Raw genomic sequence first — 25,394 nt, 5'->3', positions numbered from 1 at the left:
AGGGCTGCTGTATACTATTAGTAACGAATTTGAAAAGGAGCGTCGATATGAATGTACCTTTAGGCGGAAGCCAGCTGCGGAACTATATAGAATTTCGAAAAGACCCTCTCCTTTTTCTTTTAAATACCCATACACAAGGGGACATTGTTGCTATAAATCCACATTCAAAGAATACATCTTACATAATCCATTCCAGAGACGCTGTTAAGCAGATTTTAACATTAAAAGAAGAGTATTTTGAAAAAGGTTCTTCTGCACGGACACTTGGGAAAACACTTGGAAACGGTGTTTTAACAAGCGGGGGCGAGGAGCATAGGCAGCAGAGGAAAATGATGCAGCCTGCCTTTCACAAACGAAAAATCGCCGGTTACGCAGAAACTGTAACCTCAATGACTCAGGACTTGATCGGCTCATGGGAATCTGGAGAAACGAGGCCAATTCATGAAGATATGATGAATCTGACGCTTCGGATCATCGTCAAAACAATGTTTGGAGTCGAGCTTTCTCCAAATACGACTCATATTACTAAAGCTGTAAGCGATATCATTGAAAAAACGGCTAAATCCTTGCTGACACCCTTTCCTCCCCCTGATTTTTTGCCTACTGTTCAAAATAGAAACTACAAAAAGGGAGTCAAAACACTGGATGAACTGGCTGATTTTCTAATTGAAGAAGGAATGAAGCAATCTTCAGGAGATCACCTTATGTCTTTGCTTCTTGAAACAATATTTGAAAACGGTCAATCATTATCAAAAAAAGAAATAAGAGATCAAATTGTCACGATATTAATTGCAGGACACGAAACGACTGCAAATTTATTAACGTGGGTCTTTGCCCTTCTTGCCAAACATCCCAATGTTGAGGAAAGAATGCTTAGAGAGCTGGGCTTTTTTCAAAACAGCTTGAAATTTGAGGATTTAAAAACTCTTTCTTTTACCAATCAAATCATACAGGAAACACTCAGACTTTATCCTTCTGCGTGGATTATGTTGCGAGAGGCTAAAACAGATGTTGAAATCAGTGATCACCTATTTAAAAAAGGCTCAATTTTTCTAATCAGTCCTTATGTGATTCATCGCAATCCTGCTTATTTTCCTGAGGCAAATCAATTTGTTCCTGACCGTTTTTCAAAGGATAAGAAGGATCAAATTCCCCTGTACGGTTATTTTCCATTTGGAGGCGGGTCAAGAGGCTGCATTGGAAGCCAATTTGCCATGATGGAAGCTGTGCTGATCTCTGCAGCAGTCCTAAAGCATTTTCGTTTAGAGCTTGCGGATGAAAGGCGAGCTCTGAAGCCTGAACCGCTTGTCTCTCTCCGCATCAAAAACGGGATTCATATGACTGCATTAAAAAGATAAACATATTTTCTGGGAAATAGACGATTACTTGTCTGAGTTTTTTCATGAAATACAGTGTACAATAAGAATCTAAGCAACGACGGATAATAGAGAGGATAGAAGAATGACGTTTTCAGCATTAGGAATTTCCGATAGATTAAGTAAAGCACTAAAGCACCAAGGTATTTCAAGCCCTACTCAAATACAGGAGAAAGCAATTCCTGCTGTCCTTAAAGGGGCTGATATTATAGCGAAAGCCCAGACAGGAACAGGAAAGACGCTTGCATTTGTTCTGCCGATTCTTGAAAAAATCAATACGGAGGATAAAGCAGTTCAGGCGCTGATTGTTACTCCGACCAGGGAGCTTGCCATCCAAATCACGGCAGAAATAAAGAAGATTACAGACAGACTGAATGAGGCAGGTGTTCTTGCCATTTATGGAGGACAGGATGTGGAGCGTCAGATTAAGAAACTGGGGCGCGGCATTCACATTGCTGTAGGGACACCAGGTCGCATCTTGGATCACATACGGAGGGAGACAATTGATCTTTCAAAAGTATCCACGCTTGTCCTTGATGAAGCTGATCAAATGCTTCAGGCAGGCTTCCTGAAAGATATTGAAGAAATCATAGCCCAAACCTTCGATTCCAGACAGACACTGCTGTTTTCAGCGACAATCACGAATAAAGTCAGAGACTTGTCCAAGCAATATATGACAAATCCCAAAGATATTACAGTTCAGGAAAAGCGGATTACTGTTGAAAAAATTACACAGCTTGTAGTTGAAACGAACGACAGGGCTAAGCAGGCGGCTCTTTTTCGCTTTTTAGACGAGCAGCGTCCCTTCCTTGCGATCATCTTTTGCAGGACGAAAATAAGGGCAGGCAGACTGTTTGATGCCATGAAGGCTCGGAACTATGCAGCAGAAGAGCTCCACGGCGATCTTTCACAGGCTAAAAGAGAAAAGGTAATGAAACTTTTTCGCGAAGCCAAAATTCAATATTTGATTGCCACAGACGTAGCAGCACGAGGACTTGATGTAGAAGGGGTGACCCATGTCTATAACTATGATATGCCTCTCGATGCAGAAACGTATATTCACCGGATTGGAAGAACGGGAAGAGCCGGTGATGAAGGTGTGGCTGTAACATTTGCCGCGCCAAAAGATATGGAAGATCTCCATACAATTGAAAAGGGGATTGCGCTAATACTTCCGAGACAAAAGATTGACATTCCCTCTTCCGAATACACATCTCAGCCCAAAAACAAAGAACAGGTTTACCGTCCTGAAAAAGCAAAAAGAGGATCACAATCCAAACGCGGAAAAGTACCAAGAAGGCCAAGGTAAATACTGTGGGAAATCCTTGGTCTCCGGAACAAACAGTATCAGAGTCCCTGGCTGCAAAGCTAATCACAAAGGATTTTCCCGAACTTCACTCTGTTCATGCGAAACTGCTCGGAAAAGGATTTGACAATACGGTATTCGAAGTGAACGGACGTTATGTTTTCAGGTTCCCGCGCAGGCAGATTGCTGTCGATTTACTGCAAACAGAAAAGCAGCTACTGCCCATACTGCCTGACATGGGAATGGCGATACCAGTGCCTATTTTCAGTGGTTCTCCTGGATTTGACTATAAATGGCCATATCTTGGCTATTCTTTTCTTCCAGGTCAGCCTCCAGTTGAATTAACGGAAAAGCAGCGCGCCAGCATGGCTATTCCATTGGCTAAGTTTTTAAAAACACTTCACGCAATTCCTGTGGATAAAGCGCTGATGGCGGGAGTTAAGTATGATTTCCTCGGAAGACTTGATATGAACAAACGGATTCCGATGCTAAATGAAACTGCAGAAAAGCTGTACAGTCTTCGTCCGGAAAGTAATAGTGTCAAGAAGCTGCAGAAGTATGCAGAGATGCTTGTCCCAATTGGTCCAGCATCTGAAAAGTGTCTAGTGCATGGAGACTTGCATCTTAGAAATATCTTAGTGAACGAAAAGGGTTCACTGTCTGGCATAATTGACTGGGGAGACACTCATATTGGGGATCCTGCCATCGATTTGTCAGCTGTTTACAGCCTTCTTCCTTTAGAAGCAAGGTCCTCTTTTTTTAAAGAATACGGGCAAATAAGTGAAGAAGCGTCTGAATTAGCACGATTTAAAGCTGTTTATACCCTTGCGGTTCTCTTTATCTATGGCATCGATCTGGGTGACTCGCAGCTGACAAGAAATATTGAAAAAGCATTAAAGCATGCGATGAGTTGTTGAAGGCTAAGCCCTTAAAATGGGCTTGGTCTTTTTTTGTTTGCTCTTTGCGTAAACTTTGTTGTTTTTTCCCCTTTTTAAATATGGAATTGATTGATCTTCAAGATGAGAGAGGGATACGGTGTACCAAGGAAGAATGAGTTCAATAAAATGAACTCAGTTCTTTTTTGTTCAAGTAAAGATTGCATGCTTACAACAAAACAATGTTATGTTACATTAAATTATAACGCAACAATGTTTTGTTCTTCGAAAGGAGCCTGCATGTGGAACAAGAGACCATTTCAAAAAAGGAATTGCTTAAACTAACGGGAATATCATATGGACAGCTGTACAGGTGGAAAAGAAAAAATATCATTCCTGAAGATTGGTTTATAAAAAAATCAAGCTTTACAGGACAGGAAACCTTTTTTCCAAAAAAGAAAATCTTAAAGCGGATTGAAGCCATCAAGGATATGAAAGATGAGTATTCATTAGATGATCTATCGGCATTCTTTTCTCCTCGTCCGGCGGATGTGGCACTATCAGCAGCTGCGCTTTTGAAGCATAAGGTTATAAAATCTGAAACCATGACTGCATTCAAATCAAGGTTCGTGAATGAACGTTTTGATTTTAACTCTATCCTCTTTTTAACAGTTGCCGAGGAAGTGGTGAACAGTAAAAAACTTGAGATCAGACAATGTGAAGAACTGCTTGATTTTATGATGAAAAGGTATAAAGAAGTTGAAAATAAATCAAGTGAACTTATCGCGTTTCGAAAAAAAGACGTCATATTTTGGGTTTTCATCAGCCCGCCGGTCCAAATCATAAGCGAGTCTGAAACATTTATCAGGATCAGCCTGGGAGAATTAGTGAATCAATTAAAGCTTCGGCTATCTGTTATTCATTAAAAAGGAGAGATTAAAATGGAACAGTCAACCAAATTACAAGATTTAAAGATAAATGGATCTGGCTCTGCAGGCGGCGGACATTTTCAAAACGTATCCATAAATGGCAGCGGCAAAATAAATGGAGATGTAGAGTGTGTTCAGCTAAAGATCGATGGCTCTGGAAAAGTTGAAGGCAATGTAAAAGCAGAAAGCATCAAAATTTCAGGATCGTCCTCTTTAAAAGGCGCGATAGATGCCCATAAAGTGAAAATTAATGGAAGTACAAAGCTTGAGGATCAAGTAACAGCACAGGAACTCACTGTAAATGGCTCTGCAAAGATGCTGAAGGATGTAAAGGTAAGTCAGTTAACGATAAACGGTTCAGGCAAAGTTCTTGGGAAAATCAGTTCTGAACGGATCGAAGTAAACGGCCTGTTGACAGCGGAAGGCAATTGCGAAGCAGAATTCTTCCGTTCAAACGGCGTAATTCAGGTCGGAGGACTATTAAGCGCTGATGATATACAGATTAATGTGGAGCATATTTCTAAGGTGAAGGAAATTGGCGGCGAGAAGATTACGGTCAGCAATGAAAAGTCTTTTAATCTATTTAGGCGGCTGTTCCAATTCTTAAAATCAGACCCTTGTCTTCACACGGAGGTTATTGAAGGAGACAACATCCAGCTTGATTATACTAAAGCTAAGTTAGTTAGGGGAAATCACATAACGATCGGTGAAAATTGTGAAATAGGATCGATAGAATATACTGGAACGCTTGTAGTGCATCCAAAAGCTTCTGTGCATGAGTCTGTGAAGATATAGCAGAAAAGCGGACGAGTCAAGGAAGAAATTCTCCATCAGCTTAGGCTCAGGCAAAAAGAGTGCATGATCGGTTAGTTCAGCCTGACCAGAGCTTTATTTATAGCCGATTTCGAGATTTTACTAGCGAAAATTCAAATTATACTAGCCGATTTTGAAAAAATTAAAGCCTGTTTGATGACTTTAATAGCTAATCTTTTTTTTCGACGGTTTTCATACTGCTCTAATGACGGATTATTCGCCAAAACAATCATGTATCAGCAAAAATCTCTATTTCCTCGCTGAAGAAGACATATTTTAGAAATCCTGCCCTGAATACCCACAGCAGAAAAAGAAAAACAGCCGGCATGCCACGTCCCAACGACGGAAACACATGCCGGCTGTTTTTCTTGCTAATGTAAACTTCTTAAGCCTGTTCCGCCCATTCTTCCACGTTCCAGACCTTTGTAATCCAGTCTTCGTAGAAGTCAGGCTCATGACATACGAGAATGACTGTGCCTTTGTATGCTTTTAATGCGCGCTTTAATTCTTCTTTGGCTGTTACATCCAAGTGATTGGTCGGCTCATCGAAAAGGAGCCAGTTGCTTTCATACTGGAGCAATTTGCATAAGCGGACTTTTGCCTGCTCTCCGCCGCTAAGCTGATTTAATGGACGGGATATATGCTCATTCTTCAAGCCTACTCGTGCAAGCATCGCACGAACCTGATGCTGATCAAGGCCGGGAAATGCATTCCAGACGTCATCAATTGGCGTGATATTTTCTGCTTTTACTTCCTGCTCAAAGTATGAAGGGAAAAGGAAATCGCCAAGCTGGATCGTACCGCCTAATGGCTTTATTTTTCCTAAGATTGTTTTGAGCAGAGTAGATTTACCTACTCCATTGCACCCGACAATCGCAATTTTTTCTCCGCGTTCAATGGTCATTGAGAGCTTTGGAAGAAGCGGGTGTGTATATCCAATTTCAACGTCTTTACCTTCAAACACAAATCGGCTGCTTCCTCGTGATTCTTTAAATTCAAAGGTCGGCTTCATCGCTGTTTCAGGACGGTCAATCCGGTCGATGCGGTCCAGCTGTTTTTGACGGCTTTTTGCACGTCCGGTAGTTGAGTAGCGCGCTTTATTTTTAGCTATGAAATCTTCCTGCTTTTTAATGAATTCCTTCTGCTTTTCATAAGCATGAAGATGCTGGTTTTTATTGATTTCCGCAAGCTCCAGGAATTTTTCATAAGTAGCCGTATAGCGTGTCAGTTTGGAAAATTCCAAGTGGAAAATAACATCAACGACCCCATTCATAAATTCAGTATCATGGGAGATCAGCAAAAATGCGCTCGGGTATTCTTTCAGATAATGGCTCAGCCACTGGATATGTTCAACATCTAAATAGTTGGTAGGCTCATCCAGAAGAAGAACCTCAGGCTGTTCAAGCAGAAGCTTTGCCAAAAGAACCTTAGTCCGCTGTCCTCCGCTCAGTGCAGATACGTCACGGTCGAGTCCAATTGCATCAAGGCCAAGGCCGCGTGCTGCTTCCTCTACCTTAATATCCAGGGAATAGAATCCGCCGGCATCAAGGTGATCCTGAATTTCCCCCATTTTCTCAAGCAGCTCTTCCAGTTCTTCTGGACTCGCACTGCCCATAAGTCCAATGACTTCGTTCAGTTCTTCTTCTTTTTTATATAAAGGCAGGAAAGCGTCTCTTAAAACGTCTCTAATTGTTTTTCCTTTTGATAACACAGTATGCTGGTCAAGGTACCCGTAATGAACGCCGGGTGTCCATTCCATTTTGCCTGAATCATGGATCAGCTCTTTCGTAATAATGTTCATCATGGTCGATTTCCCAACACCGTTTGCGCCGACAAGACCAACATGCTCTCCAGGCAAAAGTCTGAAGGAAACGTCTTTAAATAATGTCCGGTCACCAAAGCTGTGGCTTAACTTCTCAATTGTAAGTAAACTCATATTCTATTTAACCCTCCGCTGCATTCTAAAATATTCATTCTTCCATCATACTAAATCCTTATGTTTTAAGCTATACCGGAAAGCCGGAACATTATGGCACCACTTCATAATCCCATCAAGCTTGCTTATAAACAAAAAAAGCAGCGATTCCGCTGTTACATGACATGCTTATTCATTAAATCTGCAAGCATATTATCTATGCATCTTAAAATGGTTTGCTTAGAGGTTTGAGAATTTTCTTTTATAATAATACAGGTTTTCCCTGTAATTCGGGTTGCAAGTTCTTCATGATAGGCTGCTACGATATTTGGGTCCATTACATAAAACATGAGACCTTTTTGTCTGCCGGCAAAGCCGACGATGGGCTCACCGTCCATGTAATAAACGGGAAATCCGTATTCAAATCCTTCTTTTGCCTCGGGCAGGGCCGAGAGAATCTTTGTCCGGAGCATGTGCATATCCTCCAGATGTTCTTCTTTTGCTTTGCGGAAATAAAGCTGTACGTCGGAGTGCATCAAGGTACCTCACTTTCTGCTTGTCAAAATCACGAATCTCTTTTAATTATGGTAACATAAAAGGGGAAACTTGGTTTAAGGCAAAAGGGAAAGACGATGAGAGAAACTGATTTAGCCATGTATTTTGACAGATTTATGAATATAGAAAAAAGTATATAAAGGTTTTTCAAACCACTTAAAGGTTATAGCTGTTTTTAAAAGCGGAAAAAATATGTCCTCCGTACCGCAGAACTGAAAAAGTACGAAGCAAAATGAAAAGAATTTTTGATATTAAAAGAGATAGAAAAACTTAAAATAAAATCCTCCATTCCTGCTGAATTCTGGAAATTCAAGCGCCATCATCGCCTCTTTCCTGGTATGAGACGGCTTCGGCGGAGCATGAGCGCTATCTGAAAGCATTACAAAGAAAGCGGTATTCATTTAGAATATGGCGAGAAAACAATAAGGTTCATCGATGAAAACTCAAGTATCTTGAAAGATCGTCCCTGCGTTCTCTTGCTTGATGATTTCCATCCTGCCAATTTTATAGTCAGAAATGGAGAGTACGCAGGCTGCATAGATTTTAACCGCTAAATTTTTGGTGATCCCTATCATGATTGGTTCAAATCTTTTGGCAGCATTTTGTGATACCATATAATATCGAATGAAAGTGAGGAGTGTGACTATGGGGAAAATCGTCGTACTTGCAGAAAAACCCTCTGTAGGGAGGGATTTAGCAAGAGTCTTACAATGCGGAAAAAAAGGCAACGGATACTTTGAAGGCAATTCGCACATTGTTACCTGGGCGCTTGGGCACCTTGTGACGCATGCAGATCCAGAGGCTTACAGTGATTCTTATAAAACGTGGAAAATGGAAGACTTGCCGATGCTGCCGCAGGAACTGAAGCTTGTCGTTATTAAAAAAACAAGCAAACAATTTCACGCAGTTAAAGCTTTATTAAACCGGAAAGACGTAACGGAAATCGTTATTGCAACAGACGTGGATTTATCTCTATAAAACACTGCTGCACATAAACTCTAAAACTCCTTTTAATCTTGATTTAACAGCGATATCTTAGATTATTGAAAATGCACATAAATAAAAGACTTCATATAACTACTTTTTTGGTCAATATGGGGTGAGAATAATTTAAAGTTTTAAGTAATAAAGCAATCTGTTTCAATTTTTTTAGTTTAACTTATTTAAACTATAATTAATGTGATTCCAAAATCTTGAATAAAGTACATCCTTCATAGTTAATGGCTCCTTTCGTGTGTAGCTCTACACTTGTTTTTTAGTTTATGACTAACGGGCGTAGTATTTACAGAGAAGAATGCAATAATTACATGAGAAATATGTCTCCCGCTATTTCGATTTCGACCGAAAAAAGCGATTTGGAAAAATTTCCAAATCGACTTTTTTAATATTATTACTTTTTAGGTTTCTTATTTAAAATAAAGCGTAGTTCATTGATATCATCATCAGATAGGGTATCTTCCTGAATGAATTGGACAAGCATGGATTTCAGGGTACCTCCATAGATACGGTTGATAAATGATTCGGTCTCGGCACGCTGGCACTCTTCCTGTGTATAGAGCGGGTAAAATGTGTAAACTCTTAGATTTTTATTGACACCTACTACATCTTTTTGAACCAATCGATCGAGAAGAGTGCGTATGGTTTTCGGCTTCCAATCGGTACTCTCCTGTAAGGAAAATATGATGTCATTCGCTGTTTGAGGGGCTTTATCCCAAAGCACGTTCATGATTTCCCATTCTGATTCTGATATACTAGGAATGTTTTTCTCCATATTTCTCCCCTCCATTTTCTTTATAGATTCCTAAATCTTTTAAAATTGATAAAGTAATTTCTTCTGCCTTGCTTCCAGATGCATCATCTTCATTTTGTATATTGGTAGCAAAGAAATAAGTATTGTTCTTCGTCTCTACATACCCGATAAACCAACCATTGATGTTTTTTCCATTCACTGCTCCTGTACCTGTTTTTCCTGATAGGCGAGCTTCTTCATTCTTTTCTAAGAGTAGTGCTTCCTTCACAGCTTGGATATTCATTTCCTTATATCCAAATTGATTGTAATAAAAGGCTTGCAGCAGTTGGACTTGCTCGACTGGAGAAATTTTTAATGAGGATTCGAGCCAGAATTCACCAAATTCCCCAGATACATCGGAATTTCCATAGTTTATCTCTTGTAGATTGGATTGTATTGTTTCAAATCCTGTTCTACGATCTAATTCTTGGAAATACCAGTTTACAGATTTTTGTAAAGCAGATGAGACATCCTGATCCATATTCCAAGCGTCATAGGGTTGCTCCGTCCCATCCCATGAAAGGGTGGATTCTTCGGGTGATATCACATTTGATTCTAGTGCAAATAAGGCACTATAGATTTTGTATGTGGAATCAGGTGATACCCGCAACGTACTTTTCTCTTCATTATAAATGCGATATTGCTGTGCGTTATGATCATATAAAACAAAGCTTCCTTCATACCCTTTAAAGAATTGATGTAAATCCTCATAAACTGCTCCGTCATTATTAAAATAGTATCGGTCGTTTTCCGTCGCAAATGCGGAAACGAAAGGTAATTGGATTGTCAAAATGATACTGGCCAACACATAAATAAAGACGCTTTTTCTTATTGATTTTTTTGCGGAATGCTTATAGGCAGAAATGTGTTCAATTCGTTTTTTGATTTGAAGCTTCGAACCTTTTAATTGTGTCACTAACTGTAGCTTGCTTGACCGTTTTGAAAGATCCAAAAAATTAATGATTGTATTTCCATATTCACTAAATGAATTATCATCTAGTAACTGTAAAACAGATGTATCACATGCGATTTCCCGATCCAATCTCATTTCTCTAAAAGCAAGCCAGACAAGGGGATTAAACCAATAAATGATTTGATAGAACAATATCACGTAATTTGTCAGCAAATCCTTGTTTTTATAGTGATTCAGTTCATGAAGAAAGATATACTCGTAATTTTTCAGGCTAAGCCAGTTTTCATGCTGAGAAGGTAAGACGATATATGTTTGAAAAAGTCCGAATATCATTGGAGATTGGACTCTTTTCGAAATAACAATCTTTATTGATTTTTTAATCTGTAGTCTTTTCTTGCATTCTTCGAAAAGCACGAGAACTTCTTGATTGGAAAACGCAGAAGAATAATTCTTTATCCTTCTAAGTGTGAGCCATCCACGAACCATAGTAAAGGTAAATAAAAGCATCCCTGACATCCATAAACCCATCACTCCCATATTAAGTAAGGACAGGTCCAGCCGATTGACCGATACAGAAAAGTCTTGTATTAGGTGTAGGCCCTGTATCATATCTGTTCCAGTTGTTTCCATATTAGAGCTGGGTGCATTAGTCTGATATGTATCCCCACCGCTAAAGAGAGAACTAAAATTATATAAATCAGTAGGTATGAATGGAAGTGCTAAAGCCATAAAAAGAAACATCCACAAATGATAGTACCATTTTGCTGTTAATTGTCTTCCAAACCATTTTCGTATAAGTAGAATAACAGTAACGGAAAATGAAGACACCAATAGACCTATTATAAAATGAGTTAAAAACATGTCCTTCAATACCAACTCTCTTGATTTTTAAATTTCAAAAAACAGGTATATAGCATATTTATAGTGGCTTGATGGTAAAAAAATAAAGAATTGACTTTACTTGATTACATATGTAATACTATACTACAGATGTAATAAGACTACAAATGTAATCCGTTAAAACTCCTTGCATGAGGTTGTTTTTTCAATTCGTACATAAGAGTCTAATCAAATAATTAGGAGGTCTACATCATGAACAAAAGATAGGGTGCAAGAGTTAAAGATCCGGCTGCTATCCCAGGAGAATACATAATAAATATTTTTTAGAAAGAGGTTGAATTTTAATGAAATCATTGAGCAACATTTTTAGTACTTCCACATTCAGAAAAATTGCTGTACTATTTCTTTCATGTGCAACGCTTGTAGGTTGTTCAAACAATAACGTTCATGCTGAATTAACTAAACCCCAAAAACAAGAAACTGCCAATAATCATGATTTTGCTAAGCTTGAAGAAAAATTTGATGCTAAACTTGGTGTCTTTGCGTTGGATACTGGTACAAACCAAACAGTAACCTATCATCCAGATGAGCGTTTTGCTTATGCATCTACTCATAAGGCTCTAGCTGTAGGAGCACTTTTACAACAGAAATCAATAGAAGACCTTAATCAAAGAATTACCTATACACGTGAGGATCTTGTTAATTATAATCCGATTACAGAAAAGCATGTTGATACGGGGATGACTCTTAAGGAGCTTTCCGATGCTTCTATTAGATACAGTGACAATACTGCGGCGAATCTCATACTTAAGCAACTGGGGGGACCGACTGGATTTAAGAAAGCACTGGAGGAAATTGGTGATAATGTTACCAATCCTGAGCGATATGAGCCAGAGTTAAACGAAGTTAATCCAGGTGAAACTCATGATACGAGTACACCAAGAGCACTTGCTACTAGTCTTCAGGCTTTTACACTGGGAGATGCACTCCCAACTGAGAAACGTGAACTTTTAATAGATTGGATGAAAAGAAATACTACTGGAGATGCATTAATTCGTGCTGGAGTGCCGAAAGGTTGGGAAGTGGCTGATAAGACTGGAGCAGGATCATATGGTACGAGAAATGACATTGCGATCATTTGGCCACCAAAAGGAGATCCTATTGTTCTTGCTGTACTTTCAAGTCGTGATAAAAAAGATGCTGATTATAACGACGAGCTTATTGCTGAGGCAACAGAAGAAGTAATTAAGGCCCTTAAAGTCAAAAATAAATAGAAAATGATTGTACTAAAAAAGGTTACGTTAAGTAGACCTTTTTTAGTAGATTAATTCCTATAACGATTGTTATGGTGACCCTTCTTCAACTCCCATGAAAGAACGAAAGTCTTTCATTATCTGTGGTGCTATGAAGTGCAGCATGGTTGGCTAACAGGGCAGTTCCTGGCTTCAACATTCAATTTTTTATGGACAGCTAACGATGAGTGACCTTTTAAGATGAAGGCCGCTTTTTTTATTCCTTAAGAAAGATTGTGAAATAATGTACTTAAACTATAAGGTGCTTTAGTTCATTAAGGAACACAAAAATGATCGAAATTTATTATAAAAGAATTATTCAAATTTATATAAGAAGAGCCTGTTTTGATCATCTTTTTTCAAAACAATCTCTTTTCGTTTGTTTATTTATCAAGATTATTAGGCGTGTCTTATCAAACTTTATTATCTCTCAACACATTTTACATAATAAAATAGAAGTGCCTATCTAAACTTCTAGATAGGCACTTCTATTTTGATAATTTAATCAAACTTCATCCCTTTTAATAAATCTGCAAATGGATTATTAATCGGTTCAGCCTCTTTTTCTTGTTGTTTTAAATACTTTTGGACAGAGCGTTTATCCACTTTTCCACCAGACTCTTTTTTACGTCTTGCTTCAAAAGCAGATAGTTTCTCGCGATATCCACATTTACATGTGAAGATTTGACCGTCGCCTTCACCACGTAGTTCCATTTTCTTTTTACATTGAGGGCAGCGTGCGTTAGTTATGCGAGCGACGTTCTTTTTATGACCGCATTCACGATCTTGGCAGACGAGCATTTTGCCTTTTTTGCTATTCACTTCAAGCATTGGCTTACCACAGTCTGGACAAGATTTCGTTGAGATATTGTCATGTTTATATTTTTTATCACTAGTTTTAATTTCACTGACAATCTCTTTTGTGTAATCTTTCATTTCATTGATGAACACATCTTTTTTCAGTTTCCCTTTTGCGATTAGCTCAAGCTTTTGTTCCCATTCAGCTGTTGTCGCAGGAGATTTTAATTTTTCTGGCACTAAATTTAAAAGCTGACGTCCCTTAGATGTGATATAGATTTCCTTACCGCCACGTTTTTCGAATAAGAACGAATTAAATAATTTATCAATGATATCAGCACGAGTGGCTACTGTACCAAGTCCACCAGTCGATTTTAACGTGTCTACAAGCTTTTTATCGTTTGTTTTCATATATTTCGTGGGGTTTTCCATTGCTGATAGTAAAGTCGCCTCAGTAAAGCGTGCAGGGGGCTTTGTTTGGCCTGACGTTTGAGTGATTAATTTTGTCTTTAATACATCGTCTTTTTCAATACGAGGTAATAGCTGATCTTTTACATCATCTGTTGATTCTTCATCATCAAAATGGTTTTCATAAACTTCTTTCCAGCCAGAATTAATCACTGATCTTCCTTTAGCGATAAACTTTTGATCACCGATTTTCGTTTGCACTGTTAATTGCTCATATTCAAATGCAGGATATAAAACAGCTAAGAAACGTTTCACGACAAGGTCGTATATTTTGCGTTCTTTGTCAGTAAATGATGAAAAATTTACATAACTCTCAGTTGGAATAATGGCATGGTGATCACTTACTTTACTATCATCTACAAACCCTTTTGACACTTTAATAGGTTTATTTAACACTTTATTTGCAAGAGAACGATATTCACCTACAGCACACGCTTTTAAACGCTCTGGAAGCGTACTAACGATATCTGAAGATAAATAACGTGAATCAGTACGGGGATAAGTTAAGACTTTGTGTTGCTCGTACAGTTTTTGCATAATGTTTAATGTTTCCTTAGCAGAATAGCCAAAGAGTTTATTCCCATCACGTTGTAACTCTGTTAAATCATATAGAGCAGGTGCGAATGTTTTCTTTGCTTTGCGATCAATGGAAACAACTTTTGCATCTTTACTTCCAAGTGATTTCACGATTGCATCAGTCTTTTCTTTATTAAAGCTACGACTATTTCCGTTTGCATCTTGCCACGTTAAAGTAAGTCCATCTGTTTGGGCTTCAATTCCATAATATGTTTGAGGTTTGAAATTCGTAATTTCATCTTCACGTGCTGCAACCATTGCAACTGTTGGTGTTTGAACACGTCCACAGTTTAATTGTGCATTAAATTTTGTTGTTAAAGCACGAGTTGCATTTAAACCGATATACCAGTCAGCTTCGGAACGTGCTACTGCAGAAATATATAAGTTTTCATAAGCTTTACCAGGCTTTAAGTTATTGAATCCATCTTTAATAGCTTTATCTGTTACAGAAGAAATCCAGAGACGTTTGATAGGCTTATGAACTTTTGCTTTATCAATAATCCAACGAGCAACTAATTCTCCTTCTCTCCCTGCATCAGTAGCCACAATTATTTCATTCACATCACTGCGATTTAATTGTGTTTTAACAGTATTAAATTGCTTTCCAGTTTGTTTCATGACAACTAACTTCATGTGTTCAGGAAGCATAGGAAGGTCTTCTAGTTTCCATGTTTTATATTTAATATCGTATGTCTCTGGATCTGCTAGTGTAACTAAATGTCCTAATGCCCACGTAACGATGTATTTATCGCCTTCTAAAAATCCATTGCCTTTTTTATTACACTTCAATACATTTGCAATATCACGTGCAACTGAAGGCTTTTCAGCAATTACCACACTTTTTGACATTTGTTCAAACTCCCTTACTAACTATTTACCGTCTAATATAACATAATTTCAAGGAGGAAATTGCCCATACACTCCTATTTAGAGGACATAATAGACATCACTTGTTTGAGAATTTCAACTTCTTTTTTTAAGCGTATATTTTCTTTAGAAATCTCATTTAACTTTTTAGGAGAAATTGTAGTTTCTATATTTGAATAAATCTTAACTTGGTTTTTTAGCTGAGACTGTCTTCCCATGCTTTCACAGAAATTTACAGTGAGTCTTCTAAACTGAGAGTTTGGAAGACTCTTGTTAATTTGATCACATATAAAATAGGGTATAAAAAGGTTTGACAAACCCGCTGTCTAACTTATCCTTAAAAAGAAAAATTTTCATTAAAGCACTTTTAATTCCAATAAAAGCAAGGAATTACATAAATATGACTAAAGTATGAAAAAAATGTGACATTTGTTTGAACGACTGATGAAATTCTCGTGACATTTAAGAAATGGCATCACATCAGGAAGCTTGCTCTGCTAGCATATAGAGGAAAAGAAAACGAAATCATCGTTTTTCTGAAATAATTTAGAGGCATGCTCTTTTAGCATCCGGATAATAGTGAAATCAGTTATTATTTAGGAAGGAAGGTGAACCTGGTGTTCAAGCTGTTTAAACCATTTTTAGCGTTAGGTCTATTACTCTCTGTTTTTTTACTTGGCGGATGCAGTGAACTCGTCGTATTAGATCCGAAAGGGCCAGTTGCAGCTGCACAAAGTGACCTTATTCTCTTGTCGATAGGGTTTATGCTATTCATTCTAGCTGTTGTTTTTGTTCTGTTTACTATCATTGTTGTGAAGTATCGTGAGCGCAAAGACAACATGGAATATGAACCGCCTGAAATGGAAGGAAGCAAATTCCTTGAAATCGTATGGACGGTTATTCCAATCCTTATCGTTATTGCACTTTCAATTCCTACAGTGCAAACCATCTATGCACTAGAAGAGGCTCCTGAGTCTTCAAAAGACAAGGCACCTTTAGTCATACATGCTACATCTGTTGACTGGAAATGGATTTTCTCTTATGAAGAAGAGGGGATTGAAACAGTTAACTACTTAAACATTCCTGAAGATCGTGCAGTTGAATTTAAACTATCATCTGCTGATACGATGACAGCATTCTGGATTCCTCAATTAGGCGGACAGAAATATGCGATGTCAGGAATGCAGACAAAGCTTTTCCTTCAGGCAGATGAGCCTGGAACATATGCAGGACGAAATGCAAACTTTACAGGTAAAGGCTTTGAAAGACACACATTCAATGTAGAAGCTATGCCTGAAGATAAATTTGAAGACTGGGTAGAGAAAACGAAAGACTCTGCTCCTGAATTAACACAAGATCAATATGATCAGCTAATGCTTCCGGGAACAACCGGAAAAATGACATTCTCTAACACGCATCTTGGCTGGGTGGATCACTCGAAAGACTCAGAATATGCAGTAAGAGTCCGCGAGCAATCCGGCTATGAATTGCACAAGCATGATGAAGTGGATCATTTAGAGAAATTAGATCCAAATAAAGAAATGAACATCGATCATTCTATTAAATCAGAAGGTCATTCAGAACATGGAGAAGACCACTCCGAACAGGAAACAGATCATTCAGAACATGAATCAGAAGAACAGACTGAAGATCATTCAGCACACGATTCTCACTGAGAAGGGAGGAAACACCAACTATGAAATGGGATGAATTTATTGTAACCGGCGATCCGATGATTTTAGGAGCGCAAATCTCTATTTTATTAACTTCGATTGCCGTTATTTTCGTACTCACTTATTTTAAAAAGTGGAAATGGCTATGGACAGAATGGATTACAACTGTCGACCATAAGAAGCTTGGAATTATGTACATCATTGCTGCAATTCTGATGCTGTTCCGCGGAGGGGTTGACGCGCTGCTTATGCGTGTTCAGCTTACGCTTCCGGGATCAGAGTTTTTAAATGCACAGCATTATAATGAAATTTTTACAACACACGGAACAATTATGATTATCTTTATGGCGATGCCGTTCCTGATTGGATTAATAAACGTTGTTGTTCCTCTGCAAATTGGAGCACGGGATGTGGCATACCCGTATCTTAACTCCTTAAGTTTCTGGACATTCTTTATTGGTGCCATGCTGTTTAACATTTCATTTGTTATTGGCGGATCACCTGATGCAGGCTGGACGAGCTACACGCCTCTCGCGGGAGCAGAAGCAAGTCCTGGACCTGGACAGAACTATTACCTCCTCGGACTTCAGATTGCCGGGATCGGTACACTTATGACAGGTATTAACTTTATGGTCACAATCTTTAAGATGCGTGCACCAGGTATGACGCTAATGCGTATGCCTATGTTTACTTGGACATCTTTAATCACTTGTTTGATTATCGTGTTCGCTTTCCCGGTATTAACGGTTGCACTTGCATTGATGTCGTTTGACCGATTATTCGGAACAGCGTTTTTCACCCTTGAGAATGGCGGTATGCCAATGCTATGGGCAAACTTGTTCTGGGTTTGGGGACATCCAGAGGTATACATCGTTATCTTGCCGGCATTCGGTATTTTCTCAGAAATTATTTCGACGTTTGCAAGAAAAACCTTGTTCGGCTACAAAGCGATGGTTATCTCCATCGTAGCTATCTCTGGCTTGAGCTTTGTCGTTTGGGTCCATCACTTCTTTACAATGGGTTCAGGAGCGCTTGTTAACTCATTCTTCTCGATTACGACAATGGCGATTGCCATACCAACAGGTGTTAAAATCTTTAACTGGCTCTTCACACTTTACAAAGGAAGAATCAGATTTACTGTACCAATGCTTTGGTCACTTGCATTTATTCCAAACTTCGTAATCGGCGGGGTAACAGGGGTTATGCTTGCGATGGCTGCAGCAGATTATCAGTATCATAATACGTACTTCCTTATTGCTCATTTCCATTACGTATTAATTGCGGGTACTGTGTTTGCATGTTTCGCTGGTCTGGTTTTCTGGTATCCGAAAATGTTTGGACATAAACTGAACGAAAGAATCGGTAAAGTAAGCTTCTGGCTCTTTACAATCGGTTTTAATTTATGCTTCTTCCCGATGTATTTCCTAGGTTTAGCAGGTATGCCAAGACGTATTTCCCAATACGGCGCAGCAGACGGCTGGACTGATCTTAATGTTGTTGCATCTATCGGTGCAGCTGGAATGGCATTAGGATTTGTTGTTCTTGTTTATAACATCTACTACAGCTTCCGTTACTCACCACGTGAGCAAACAGGAGATGCATGGGATGGCCGTACGCTTGAATGGGCAACAACTACCATGATTCCTCCTCATTATAACTTTGCAGTTATACCAGAGGTTAAGGGTCTTGATGCATTCTGGCACATGAAAATGGAAGAAAAAGAAACAGGCAAGAAAAAAGAAGTTAAATATAAGCCAATTCATATGCCTAGCTACTCAGGCAGACCGTTTATTATGTCAGTATTCTTCTTCATCAGCGGTTTCGCTCTTGTTTTCCAATGGTGGATTCCAGCTATTGCAGGTTTAATAGGAATTTTTGCTTGCATGATTCTCCGATCGTTTGAACAAGATCATGGTTTCTATGTAAGTGTTGACGAAATAAAAGAAACAGAACAAAAAATATCTGTGTAAAGGAGGCGTGAATTATGGAACATGCACATCATCATGAAGAACATGATCCAAATTTGCCTCTTGAATATCAATCGGAAATTGGCCGATTGAATATTCTGGGCTTCTGGATCTTCTTAGGTGCTGAAATTGCGCTGTTTGCAACGCTCTTTGCCACCTACTTTGTATTAGCACCGATGACAGCAGACGGACCTCTGCCAACTGATCTTTTCAAGATCGAAGGCGTACTGATTATGACGTTCCTGCTGTTAACAAGCAGTTTCACATGTGGTCTTGCTATTCACGAATTGCGTCGTCATAATCAAAAAGGCGTTATTATGTGGACCATTATCACATTGGCATTAGGTTTAGGCTTTGTCGGGTATGAAATTTATGAGTTTGTAGAATATGTTCACCATGGTGCTACATTGCAGGCTAGTGCAATGTGGTCTGGATTCTTCGTTTTGGCAGGAACCCATGGACTTCACGTCACTATAGGGATATTCTGGATCAGCTTTATCTTAATGCAAATAAAGAAACGCGGGTTAACACCTCAAACATCTGCGAAGCTGTTTATCTCAAGTCTTTACTGGCATTTCCTAGACGTTGTCTGGATTTTCATCTTTACTGGAGTGTACTTGCTCCTTATGATGGGAGGATTAAGTCCACATGGCCACTAATCAGCAAAAAACGGCAGAGGGTCACAACCACTTTCCTTGGAGTCACGTAATTGGTTTTATCTCCTCGATCGTATTGACACTTGTAGCTTTATGGCTTGGATTATATACTGATTATGCATTATCAGTAAAAATCGCTGTTGTTTTCACACTTGCATTCCTTCAGGCTGGCATCCAGCTATTTATGTTCATGCATATGACGGAATCAGAAAGCGGAAACGTTCAGGTAGTCAATACAGCTTTCGCGATCTTTGTTGCAGTAGTAACAGTTCTTGGATCTGTATGGGTTATGAACGACCATTAAAATATAATCAAAAACACCCTGACCGGAATTGGTCAGGGTGTTTTTGCATGATTGTTTATTTAATGAGATCGAGATTGTTTTTAGGGTCTGTTTTGCGTTTGATGATTGGTTTTGCATAAATGAGATAGGCTGCAACATGTGCAAAAACTAGATTAATAAAAAATAGAGAACCTCCAAATACGTGCATGGCCATATTCAGATCCATTGTTGCGTACATGCCGAAGTACACCCAAAGCAATAAAATAAACGGTATGTGAAGGAGTGCCAGATTTTTACGCTGATCCCACAAGAATAGCGGAGTAGCACTTACAATAAGTAAATATACGAAAAATACATCCATTTTTAACAACTCCCTTTTATATAGTTCTTGTCAACGCTTACTTTATTTTAATTGTGACAAACTGAGAAACACTTTGTGAACGTTTTGTTACAATTAGTATATCATACCAGTATTAAAATTCCAGTACTTCTAACTATTTCTTGTAAATAAATTTTGAAAATACTGAAAATACCTATAGGTTATAGTCATTTTTATTCCTTTTGCTTCTATCTGGATTATTTCTCTCTGAAACTTTCCCATATCTTCAAGTTTAAAGTCCTCCTGCTTTTCCGCATTTTATGCTCACTTTCGCAATGTATACTTTTTTAAGTACGTCTTAATGTCATCGGAGTAATTCAACAAAATCCAACTTTACTTAAGGCGGCAATTAATTGACAGATAATTGATCGATATAGTAGGATTACACTAATTTAAAACGATAGTGGATGGGGGATATTAAATTGAGTAAAGTTTACATCATTCATGAAAACAAAGAGTGGACGGTTCACCTGACAAAAAGGCTGGACGAGCTTGAGGTGCCCTATGAAGAATGGCATTTGGATCAAGGCATGATTAACTTAGATGAAGCACCTCCGGAAGGGATTTTTTATAACCGGATGAGTGCATCTTCTCACACCAGGGGTCACCGATTTGCTCCAGAACTTACGGCATCTGTATTGTCCTGGCTCGAAAGACATAATCGCAGAGTAATTAACGGCAGCCGCTCGATTCAATTAGAAGTAAGCAAGGTTGCTCAATATATGACATTAAATGAGCACGGCATCAAAACCCCAAAAACGATTGCAGCTGTGGGTAAAGAAGCCATCTTGAACGCAGCCAAAGAATTTGAGGGACAGCCGTTTATTACAAAGCATAACCGGGCTGGGAAAGGTCTTGGAGTTCAGCTGTTCCATTCAGTGGAGGCCTTGAAGCAATATGCTGCAGGTCCAAATTTTGAAGAGCCTGTGGATGGCATTACGTTAATTCAGCAATACATTCAAGCTCCAGAGCCATATATCACCCGCTGTGAGTTTGTAAACGGCAAGTTCCTTTATGCAGTGCGTGTGGATACTTCAGAAGGCTTTGAGCTCTGCCCTGCTGATGCATGCCAAATTGGAGACTTGTTCTGCCCTGTTGGAGAAGAAGTGCCGGAAAAACCAAATTTTCAAATTGTAGAAGGTTTTTATGATCCGATCATCGCTAAATATGAAAGCATGCTGGAAGCAAACAATATTAAGGTAGCTGGAATCGAATTCATCCGCGATGTGAACGGAACCATTTATACGTACGATATAAATACAAATACTAACTATAATGGTGATGCAGAGGCAGCAGCAGGGAAGTACGGCATGCTTGAGATTGCCAAGCTGCTTAAGGCTGAATTGGAAAAGACAGCAGTGACGGCTTAAGATCTAAGAATGCTGAATCATCTATAAAATGATAAAAAACTGCAGAATTCACAGCAAATCAAAAAACGCACGGACCAAAAAAGTTCCATGCGTTTTTTGAAATTTTAAAACAACAAATGTGCAATTCCGACAATAATTGGAAGTGTAATGAATGTCCGAAGAAGGAAAATAATCACTAAATCTTTAAATGAAACCGGGATTTTCGAACCTAACAGCAGCCCGCCGACTTCAGACATATAAATAAGCTGGGTAACAGAGACACAAGCTATTATAAATCTGGTCATTTCACTCGTAATTTCACTTGCTAATACAGTAGGCAGGAACATATCTGCAAATCCGACAACAAGTGTTTTGGATGCCTCTTTTGCTTCTGGTATTTGCATCAGTTCAAGCAGGGGAATGAACGGCATCCCAAGCCAATCAAATACGGGTGTGAACTCCGCTGCCATTAATGCAAGAGTTCCAAGTGCCATGACAATCGGGGCAACACCCATCCACATATCAAGGACATTCTTTGTACCATCTTGAATGAAAGAAATGACACTCTTATTTTTATCTGCCTGAACAAGTGCCTGTTTATAGCCCCAGCTAAATGGGGTAAAACCTTTAGGCACAGCTTCTGTGATCTTTTTATCCTGACCGTGATAGTAAGTATCAGGTTTAGTGGACAATGGAGGAATTCTAGGCAGAACTAAAGCTGCAATAATTCCTGCAAACGTAACAGTTAAATAAAATGGGACAAACATGTGTCCAAGGTTTACCTGAGAGATGACAACTAAACTGAAGGTAATCGAAACGACAGAGAAACTTGTGCCAATAATGGCAGCTTCACGTTTCGTATAAAAGCCTTCTTCGTACTGCTTACTTGTCAGCAATACGCCAATTGTTCCATCGCCAAGCCAGGATGCGACGCAATCAACAGAGGATCTGCCTGGCAATTTAAATACAGGTCTCATAAACTTGGCAAGCAATGAACCAAAAAGCTCAAGCAAACCGAAATTCAGCAAAAGAGGCAGCAATAATCCTGCAAAAAAGAATACTGAAAATAATATCGGAAGAAGATCATTTAAGAGAAGTCCGCCGGTATTTTCAGACCAAATCCATTCAGGTCCGATTTTAAATAAAGTCAGCACGGCAAAGATAGCTCCAATTAATCTGGCGAAAACCCATATTACAGGAACATCGAACAAAGCTGTAAAGAAGGGGCTTCTTTTAACAAAACCAGGTTTAGCTGTCTTAGCAATAAGAGTACCTATTAAAGTTAATATAATGATGACTGTCATAATGGCAGGCAAAAATTCACCAAGTGCCTTCTGAAGAATCCCAGAAAGGATAGCAATTGGAATGGTAACCTCATCATTATATTTAATTGGAACCATAAATAATAGAATTCCAAGCATAGAAGGGATGATAAATTTCACTGTGCTTTTAGTCCGTGATGTCAATTTGTGTGCTCCTTACTCTAGTACATATTTATGTAACGTATGTTATTTTAATACAACTTGGCGAAAACGCCAATGCTTTTAAGCAAATTTCCTGTATTTTCACGTAAACAATACCCTGTACAAAACTTACTTAATCCTATTAACTGCAAGATGATCAGAACTTAGGTAAGATAGTTAAAACAAATAATAAAGGAGACCTGAATAATGAACCAAGTAATTGACACGATTTTATCCCATCGCTCAATTCGAAAATTTGAAGAAAGACCGCTCAGCAATGAACAAATCAAAACAATCATTGAATGTGCCCAGGCAGCTTCGACTTCTAGTTTTATTCAAGCGTATTCCATAATTGGCGTGAAAAATCCAGCAACAAAACAGAGATTGGCAGAGCTTGCAGGCAATCAGTCTTATGTCGCTCGGAACGGACACTTCTTTATTTTTTGCGCAGATCTGCATCGGCATGAAGTATTGGCTGAGATGGAAGGCGTGAACTTAGATGAAACGCTCGAGAGCACAGAGAAATTCATGGTGGCTGCAATAGATGCTTCGCTTGCAGCACAAAATGCAGTCATTGCAGCTGAATCGATGGGACTTGGCGCCGTTTATATCGGAGGATTGCGAAATAGCTTAAACGAGGTCTCAGAGCTGCTTAAAACACCAGACAGAGTCGTGCCTCTATTTGGGCTTGCTGTTGGCCATCCGGCCCAAAATCCGGATAAAAAGCCAAGAATTCAGCCGGAACATATATACCATGAAGAAGCTTACGAATCCGACGGCGGAAAATATATCCGGCAATTAGAAGACTATAATCGCGTCATCTCCTCCTATTACCATGAGCGGACTGAAGGAAAGAGAACGGATACTTGGACAAGTCTAATGGCAGCCATGCTTTCTAAGCCGGCGAGAATGTATATGAAAGAGTTTGTTGAATCAAAAGGGTTTAATAAAAGATAAGCCGGGAAAACTTACTTCGTATGAATAAATTTGATTTTACTCATGAAGGAGCGGTAAGAATGGCAGAAAAAATTTTAGTCGTTGTGACCACTGCAAACAAAATTACAGATGAACATAAAACTGGCCTTTGGCTGTCAGAATTTGCTGAACCGTATGAGGAATTTACAGGGCATGGTTATGAGGTTACCGTAGCAAGTCCTAAAGGCGGAGATGTTCCTCTTGATCCCAGCAGCTTAGAAGGCGTGGAACAGGATATATGGTCAGAGCCCATCAGCAGGCTGAAAGATACTCAGATGCTGGATGAAATTCAAGCAGATGAGTATGCAGCTATATTCCTTCCTGGCGGTCATGGAACCATGTTTGATTTCCCTTCTAATAAAAAACTGCAGGATCTGCTCGTTCATTTCGCAGAATCTGATAAAGTCATTGGCGCTGTCTGCCACGGTCCTGCTGGTTTCGTTGGTCCTGTCCTTTCAAATGGAAAACCGTTAGTGGATGGCAAACGATTAACTGGATTTACGAATGAAGAAGAAGTGGACACCAAATTGGATCAATACATGCCTTTTTTTTTAGAAACAAAGCTTACAGAGCTTGGTGCAGAATTTGTGACCACTCCAAAATTTACTGAGCATGTAGAAGTTGACGGTAAGCTGGTTACTGGTCAAAATCCGCAATCAAGTACAAATACGGCAAAAGAATTTGTCAGAGTGTTATCAAAATAAACTGCTGAAAAAGACCTTAATTGGTCTTTTTTTGTTGGTTTTTGTTTCACGTGGAACGTGAGAAACTTTTAATGGAACACCTTTTTTAAAAAAGCTGCTGTGAGTATAATGAAATTATTATTTGGAGGGTTAGACATGGCTTCTAATGAAAGGGGTGGGGAGATTGAAAATAGATGAGACCAACCGGAAAATCATAAAATTGCTGACGGATAATGGCCGCATGTCCTATGTGGATATTGGAAAAGAGTTAGAGCTTTCCCGGGTTGCCGTAAGAGAAAGAGTCAATCAATTAATAAATGAGGGTGTAATCGAAAGATTTACAGTAGTCGTCAATTCAGAGAAGGTTGGCAGGTCTGTATCTGCATTCTTTGAAGTGGATTGTGAGCCTGCCTTTTTACTAGAGGTTGCTGAAATGCTTGCAGACAATCCTAAAGTCGTGAGCTGCTATCAAATGACAGGACCGAGTACTCTTCATATGCACGTGCTTGTTGAGGATTTCACGGCTCTTGAAAAATTCATTAATCATGAGCTTTATGCTTTAGAAGGGATAACGAGGGTTGAGAGCCACATCTTACTCCGCAGATTTAAGAGCAGGAATGGACTGAAATTATAGATTAGTGAGCTGTTTGCACC

At 39.0% G+C, this 25,394-nt stretch carries 21 protein-coding genes and 1 pseudogene; 15 read left to right on the top strand and 7 right to left on the bottom strand.

Annotated features, from left to right (window positions below; genetic code table 11):
* Positions 1-47 precede the first annotated feature (47 nt).
* From LIT25_25620 to LIT25_25600, 5 genes are all read left to right on the top strand, one after another.
* Positions 48-1,358 (top strand): cytochrome P450, encoded by a 1,311-nt coding sequence (locus LIT25_25620; GenBank protein USK33828.1) that lies wholly within the window; start codon positions 48-50, stop codon positions 1,356-1,358.
* A 103-nt stretch (positions 1,359-1,461) separates the two neighbouring features.
* Entirely contained in the window at positions 1,462-2,685 is a 1,224-nt protein-coding gene (locus LIT25_25615) for a DEAD/DEAH box helicase (protein USK33827.1), read from the top strand.
* A 5-nt stretch (positions 2,686-2,690) separates the two neighbouring features.
* The gene (locus tag LIT25_25610) at positions 2,691-3,599 is read left to right on the top strand and encodes a phosphotransferase (protein ID USK33826.1); all 909 of its coding nucleotides are present in this window, start codon (positions 2,691-2,693) and stop codon (positions 3,597-3,599) included.
* 260 nt (positions 3,600-3,859) lie between these two features.
* Positions 3,860-4,483: a YhbD family protein gene (locus tag LIT25_25605; protein ID USK33825.1), complete on the top strand. Its 624-nt coding sequence runs from the start codon at positions 3,860-3,862 to the stop codon at positions 4,481-4,483.
* A gap of 15 nt (positions 4,484-4,498) precedes the next feature.
* On the top strand, positions 4,499-5,281 hold the full coding sequence (locus LIT25_25600) for a polymer-forming cytoskeletal protein (protein ID USK33824.1): 783 nt from the start codon (positions 4,499-4,501) through the stop codon (positions 5,279-5,281).
* A 403-nt stretch (positions 5,282-5,684) separates the two neighbouring features.
* Here LIT25_25600 and LIT25_25595 read toward each other — a convergent pair whose 3' ends face one another.
* Both LIT25_25595 and LIT25_25590 read right to left on the bottom strand, forming a co-directional pair.
* The gene (locus LIT25_25595) at positions 5,685-7,235 is read right to left on the bottom strand and encodes an ATP-binding cassette domain-containing protein (protein USK33823.1); all 1,551 of its coding nucleotides are present in this window, start codon (positions 7,233-7,235) and stop codon (positions 5,685-5,687) included.
* Positions 7,236-7,390: 155 nt separating this feature from the next.
* On the bottom strand, positions 7,391-7,750 hold the full coding sequence (locus LIT25_25590) for a DUF1801 domain-containing protein (GenBank protein ID USK33822.1): 360 nt from the start codon (positions 7,748-7,750) through the stop codon (positions 7,391-7,393).
* A 664-nt stretch (positions 7,751-8,414) separates the two neighbouring features.
* Here LIT25_25590 and LIT25_25585 point away from each other — a divergent pair.
* Positions 8,415-8,729, top strand: a pseudogene (locus LIT25_25585) (DNA topoisomerase III).
* Between the two features lie 430 nt (positions 8,730-9,159).
* Here the strand turns inward: LIT25_25585 and blaI are convergent.
* Together blaI and LIT25_25575 are read right to left on the bottom strand one after the other, a co-directional pair.
* Positions 9,160-9,540 carry a penicillinase repressor BlaI gene (gene blaI / locus LIT25_25580; protein USK33821.1) on the bottom strand — a complete coding sequence of 127 codons (381 nt, stop codon included), beginning with the start codon at positions 9,538-9,540 and terminating at the stop codon, positions 9,160-9,162.
* Positions 9,521-11,332 (bottom strand): BlaR1 family beta-lactam sensor/signal transducer, encoded by a 1,812-nt coding sequence (locus tag LIT25_25575; GenBank protein USK36413.1) that lies wholly within the window; start codon positions 11,330-11,332, stop codon positions 9,521-9,523. The genes blaI and LIT25_25575 overlap by 20 nt, the downstream gene beginning before the upstream one ends.
* 323 nt (positions 11,333-11,655) lie before the next feature.
* Here LIT25_25575 and bla point away from each other — a divergent pair, with 323 nt between their 5' ends.
* Positions 11,656-12,585 (top strand): class A beta-lactamase, encoded by a 930-nt coding sequence (bla, locus tag LIT25_25570; protein USK33820.1) that lies wholly within the window; start codon positions 11,656-11,658, stop codon positions 12,583-12,585.
* 519 nt (positions 12,586-13,104) lie between these two features.
* On the opposite strand, the gene LIT25_25565 is transcribed toward bla, so the two are convergent.
* Positions 13,105-15,294 (bottom strand): DNA topoisomerase III, encoded by a 2,190-nt coding sequence (locus LIT25_25565; GenBank protein ID USK33819.1) that lies wholly within the window; start codon positions 15,292-15,294, stop codon positions 13,105-13,107.
* 635 nt (positions 15,295-15,929) lie between these two features.
* On the opposite strand from LIT25_25565, the gene qoxA reads away from it, so the two are divergent.
* The 4 genes from qoxA to qoxD are packed head-to-tail and all read left to right on the top strand — an operon-like array spanning position 15,930 to position 19,912.
* On the top strand, positions 15,930-16,988 hold the full coding sequence (gene qoxA / locus LIT25_25560) for a cytochrome aa3 quinol oxidase subunit II (protein ID USK33818.1): 1,059 nt from the start codon (positions 15,930-15,932) through the stop codon (positions 16,986-16,988).
* A 20-nt stretch (positions 16,989-17,008) separates the two neighbouring features.
* On the top strand, positions 17,009-18,955 hold the full coding sequence (qoxB, locus tag LIT25_25555; GenBank protein USK33817.1) for a cytochrome aa3 quinol oxidase subunit I: 1,947 nt from the start codon (positions 17,009-17,011) through the stop codon (positions 18,953-18,955).
* Between the two features lie 14 nt (positions 18,956-18,969).
* On the top strand, positions 18,970-19,611 hold the full coding sequence (qoxC, locus tag LIT25_25550; protein ID USK33816.1) for a cytochrome aa3 quinol oxidase subunit III: 642 nt from the start codon (positions 18,970-18,972) through the stop codon (positions 19,609-19,611).
* Positions 19,601-19,912, top strand: coding sequence for a cytochrome aa3 quinol oxidase subunit IV (gene qoxD / locus LIT25_25545; GenBank protein USK33815.1), 312 nt, complete (start codon positions 19,601-19,603; stop codon positions 19,910-19,912). The genes qoxC and qoxD overlap by 11 nt, the downstream gene beginning before the upstream one ends.
* Positions 19,913-19,967: 55 nt before the next feature.
* Here the strand turns inward: qoxD and LIT25_25540 are convergent, their stop codons facing one another.
* A complete protein-coding gene (locus tag LIT25_25540) occupies positions 19,968-20,252 on the bottom strand; it encodes a spore morphogenesis/germination protein YwcE (protein USK33814.1) in 285 nt (94 codons plus the stop codon).
* A 440-nt stretch (positions 20,253-20,692) separates the two neighbouring features.
* On the opposite strand from LIT25_25540, the gene LIT25_25535 reads away from it, so the two are divergent.
* On the top strand, positions 20,693-21,640 hold the full coding sequence (locus LIT25_25535; GenBank protein ID USK33813.1) for an alpha-L-glutamate ligase: 948 nt from the start codon (positions 20,693-20,695) through the stop codon (positions 21,638-21,640).
* Between the two features lie 104 nt (positions 21,641-21,744).
* On the opposite strand, the gene LIT25_25530 is transcribed toward LIT25_25535, so the two are convergent.
* On the bottom strand, positions 21,745-23,040 hold the full coding sequence (locus tag LIT25_25530) for a YjiH family protein (protein ID USK36412.1): 1,296 nt from the start codon (positions 23,038-23,040) through the stop codon (positions 21,745-21,747).
* A gap of 249 nt (positions 23,041-23,289) precedes the next feature.
* On the opposite strand from LIT25_25530, the gene nfsA reads away from it, so the two are divergent.
* The 3 genes from nfsA to LIT25_25515 all read left to right on the top strand — a co-directional run bounded on the left by nfsA (position 23,290) and on the right by LIT25_25515 (position 25,374).
* The gene (gene nfsA, locus LIT25_25525) at positions 23,290-24,039 is read left to right on the top strand and encodes an oxygen-insensitive NADPH nitroreductase (protein USK33812.1); all 750 of its coding nucleotides are present in this window, start codon (positions 23,290-23,292) and stop codon (positions 24,037-24,039) included.
* A 59-nt stretch (positions 24,040-24,098) separates the two neighbouring features.
* On the top strand, positions 24,099-24,761 hold the full coding sequence (locus tag LIT25_25520; GenBank protein USK33811.1) for a type 1 glutamine amidotransferase domain-containing protein: 663 nt from the start codon (positions 24,099-24,101) through the stop codon (positions 24,759-24,761).
* A gap of 163 nt (positions 24,762-24,924) precedes the next feature.
* On the top strand, positions 24,925-25,374 hold the full coding sequence (locus tag LIT25_25515; GenBank protein USK33810.1) for an Lrp/AsnC family transcriptional regulator: 450 nt from the start codon (positions 24,925-24,927) through the stop codon (positions 25,372-25,374).
* Positions 25,375-25,394: the final 20 nt, after the last annotated feature.

Origin of the sequence: Bacillus sp. F19 (genome assembly GCA_023823795.1) — a bacterium.
Taxonomy (GTDB): domain Bacteria; phylum Bacillota; class Bacilli; order Bacillales; family Bacillaceae; genus Bacillus_P.
Note: the sequence above shows the minus strand (reverse complement) of the source record. Positions and strands in the feature narration are given on the sequence as shown.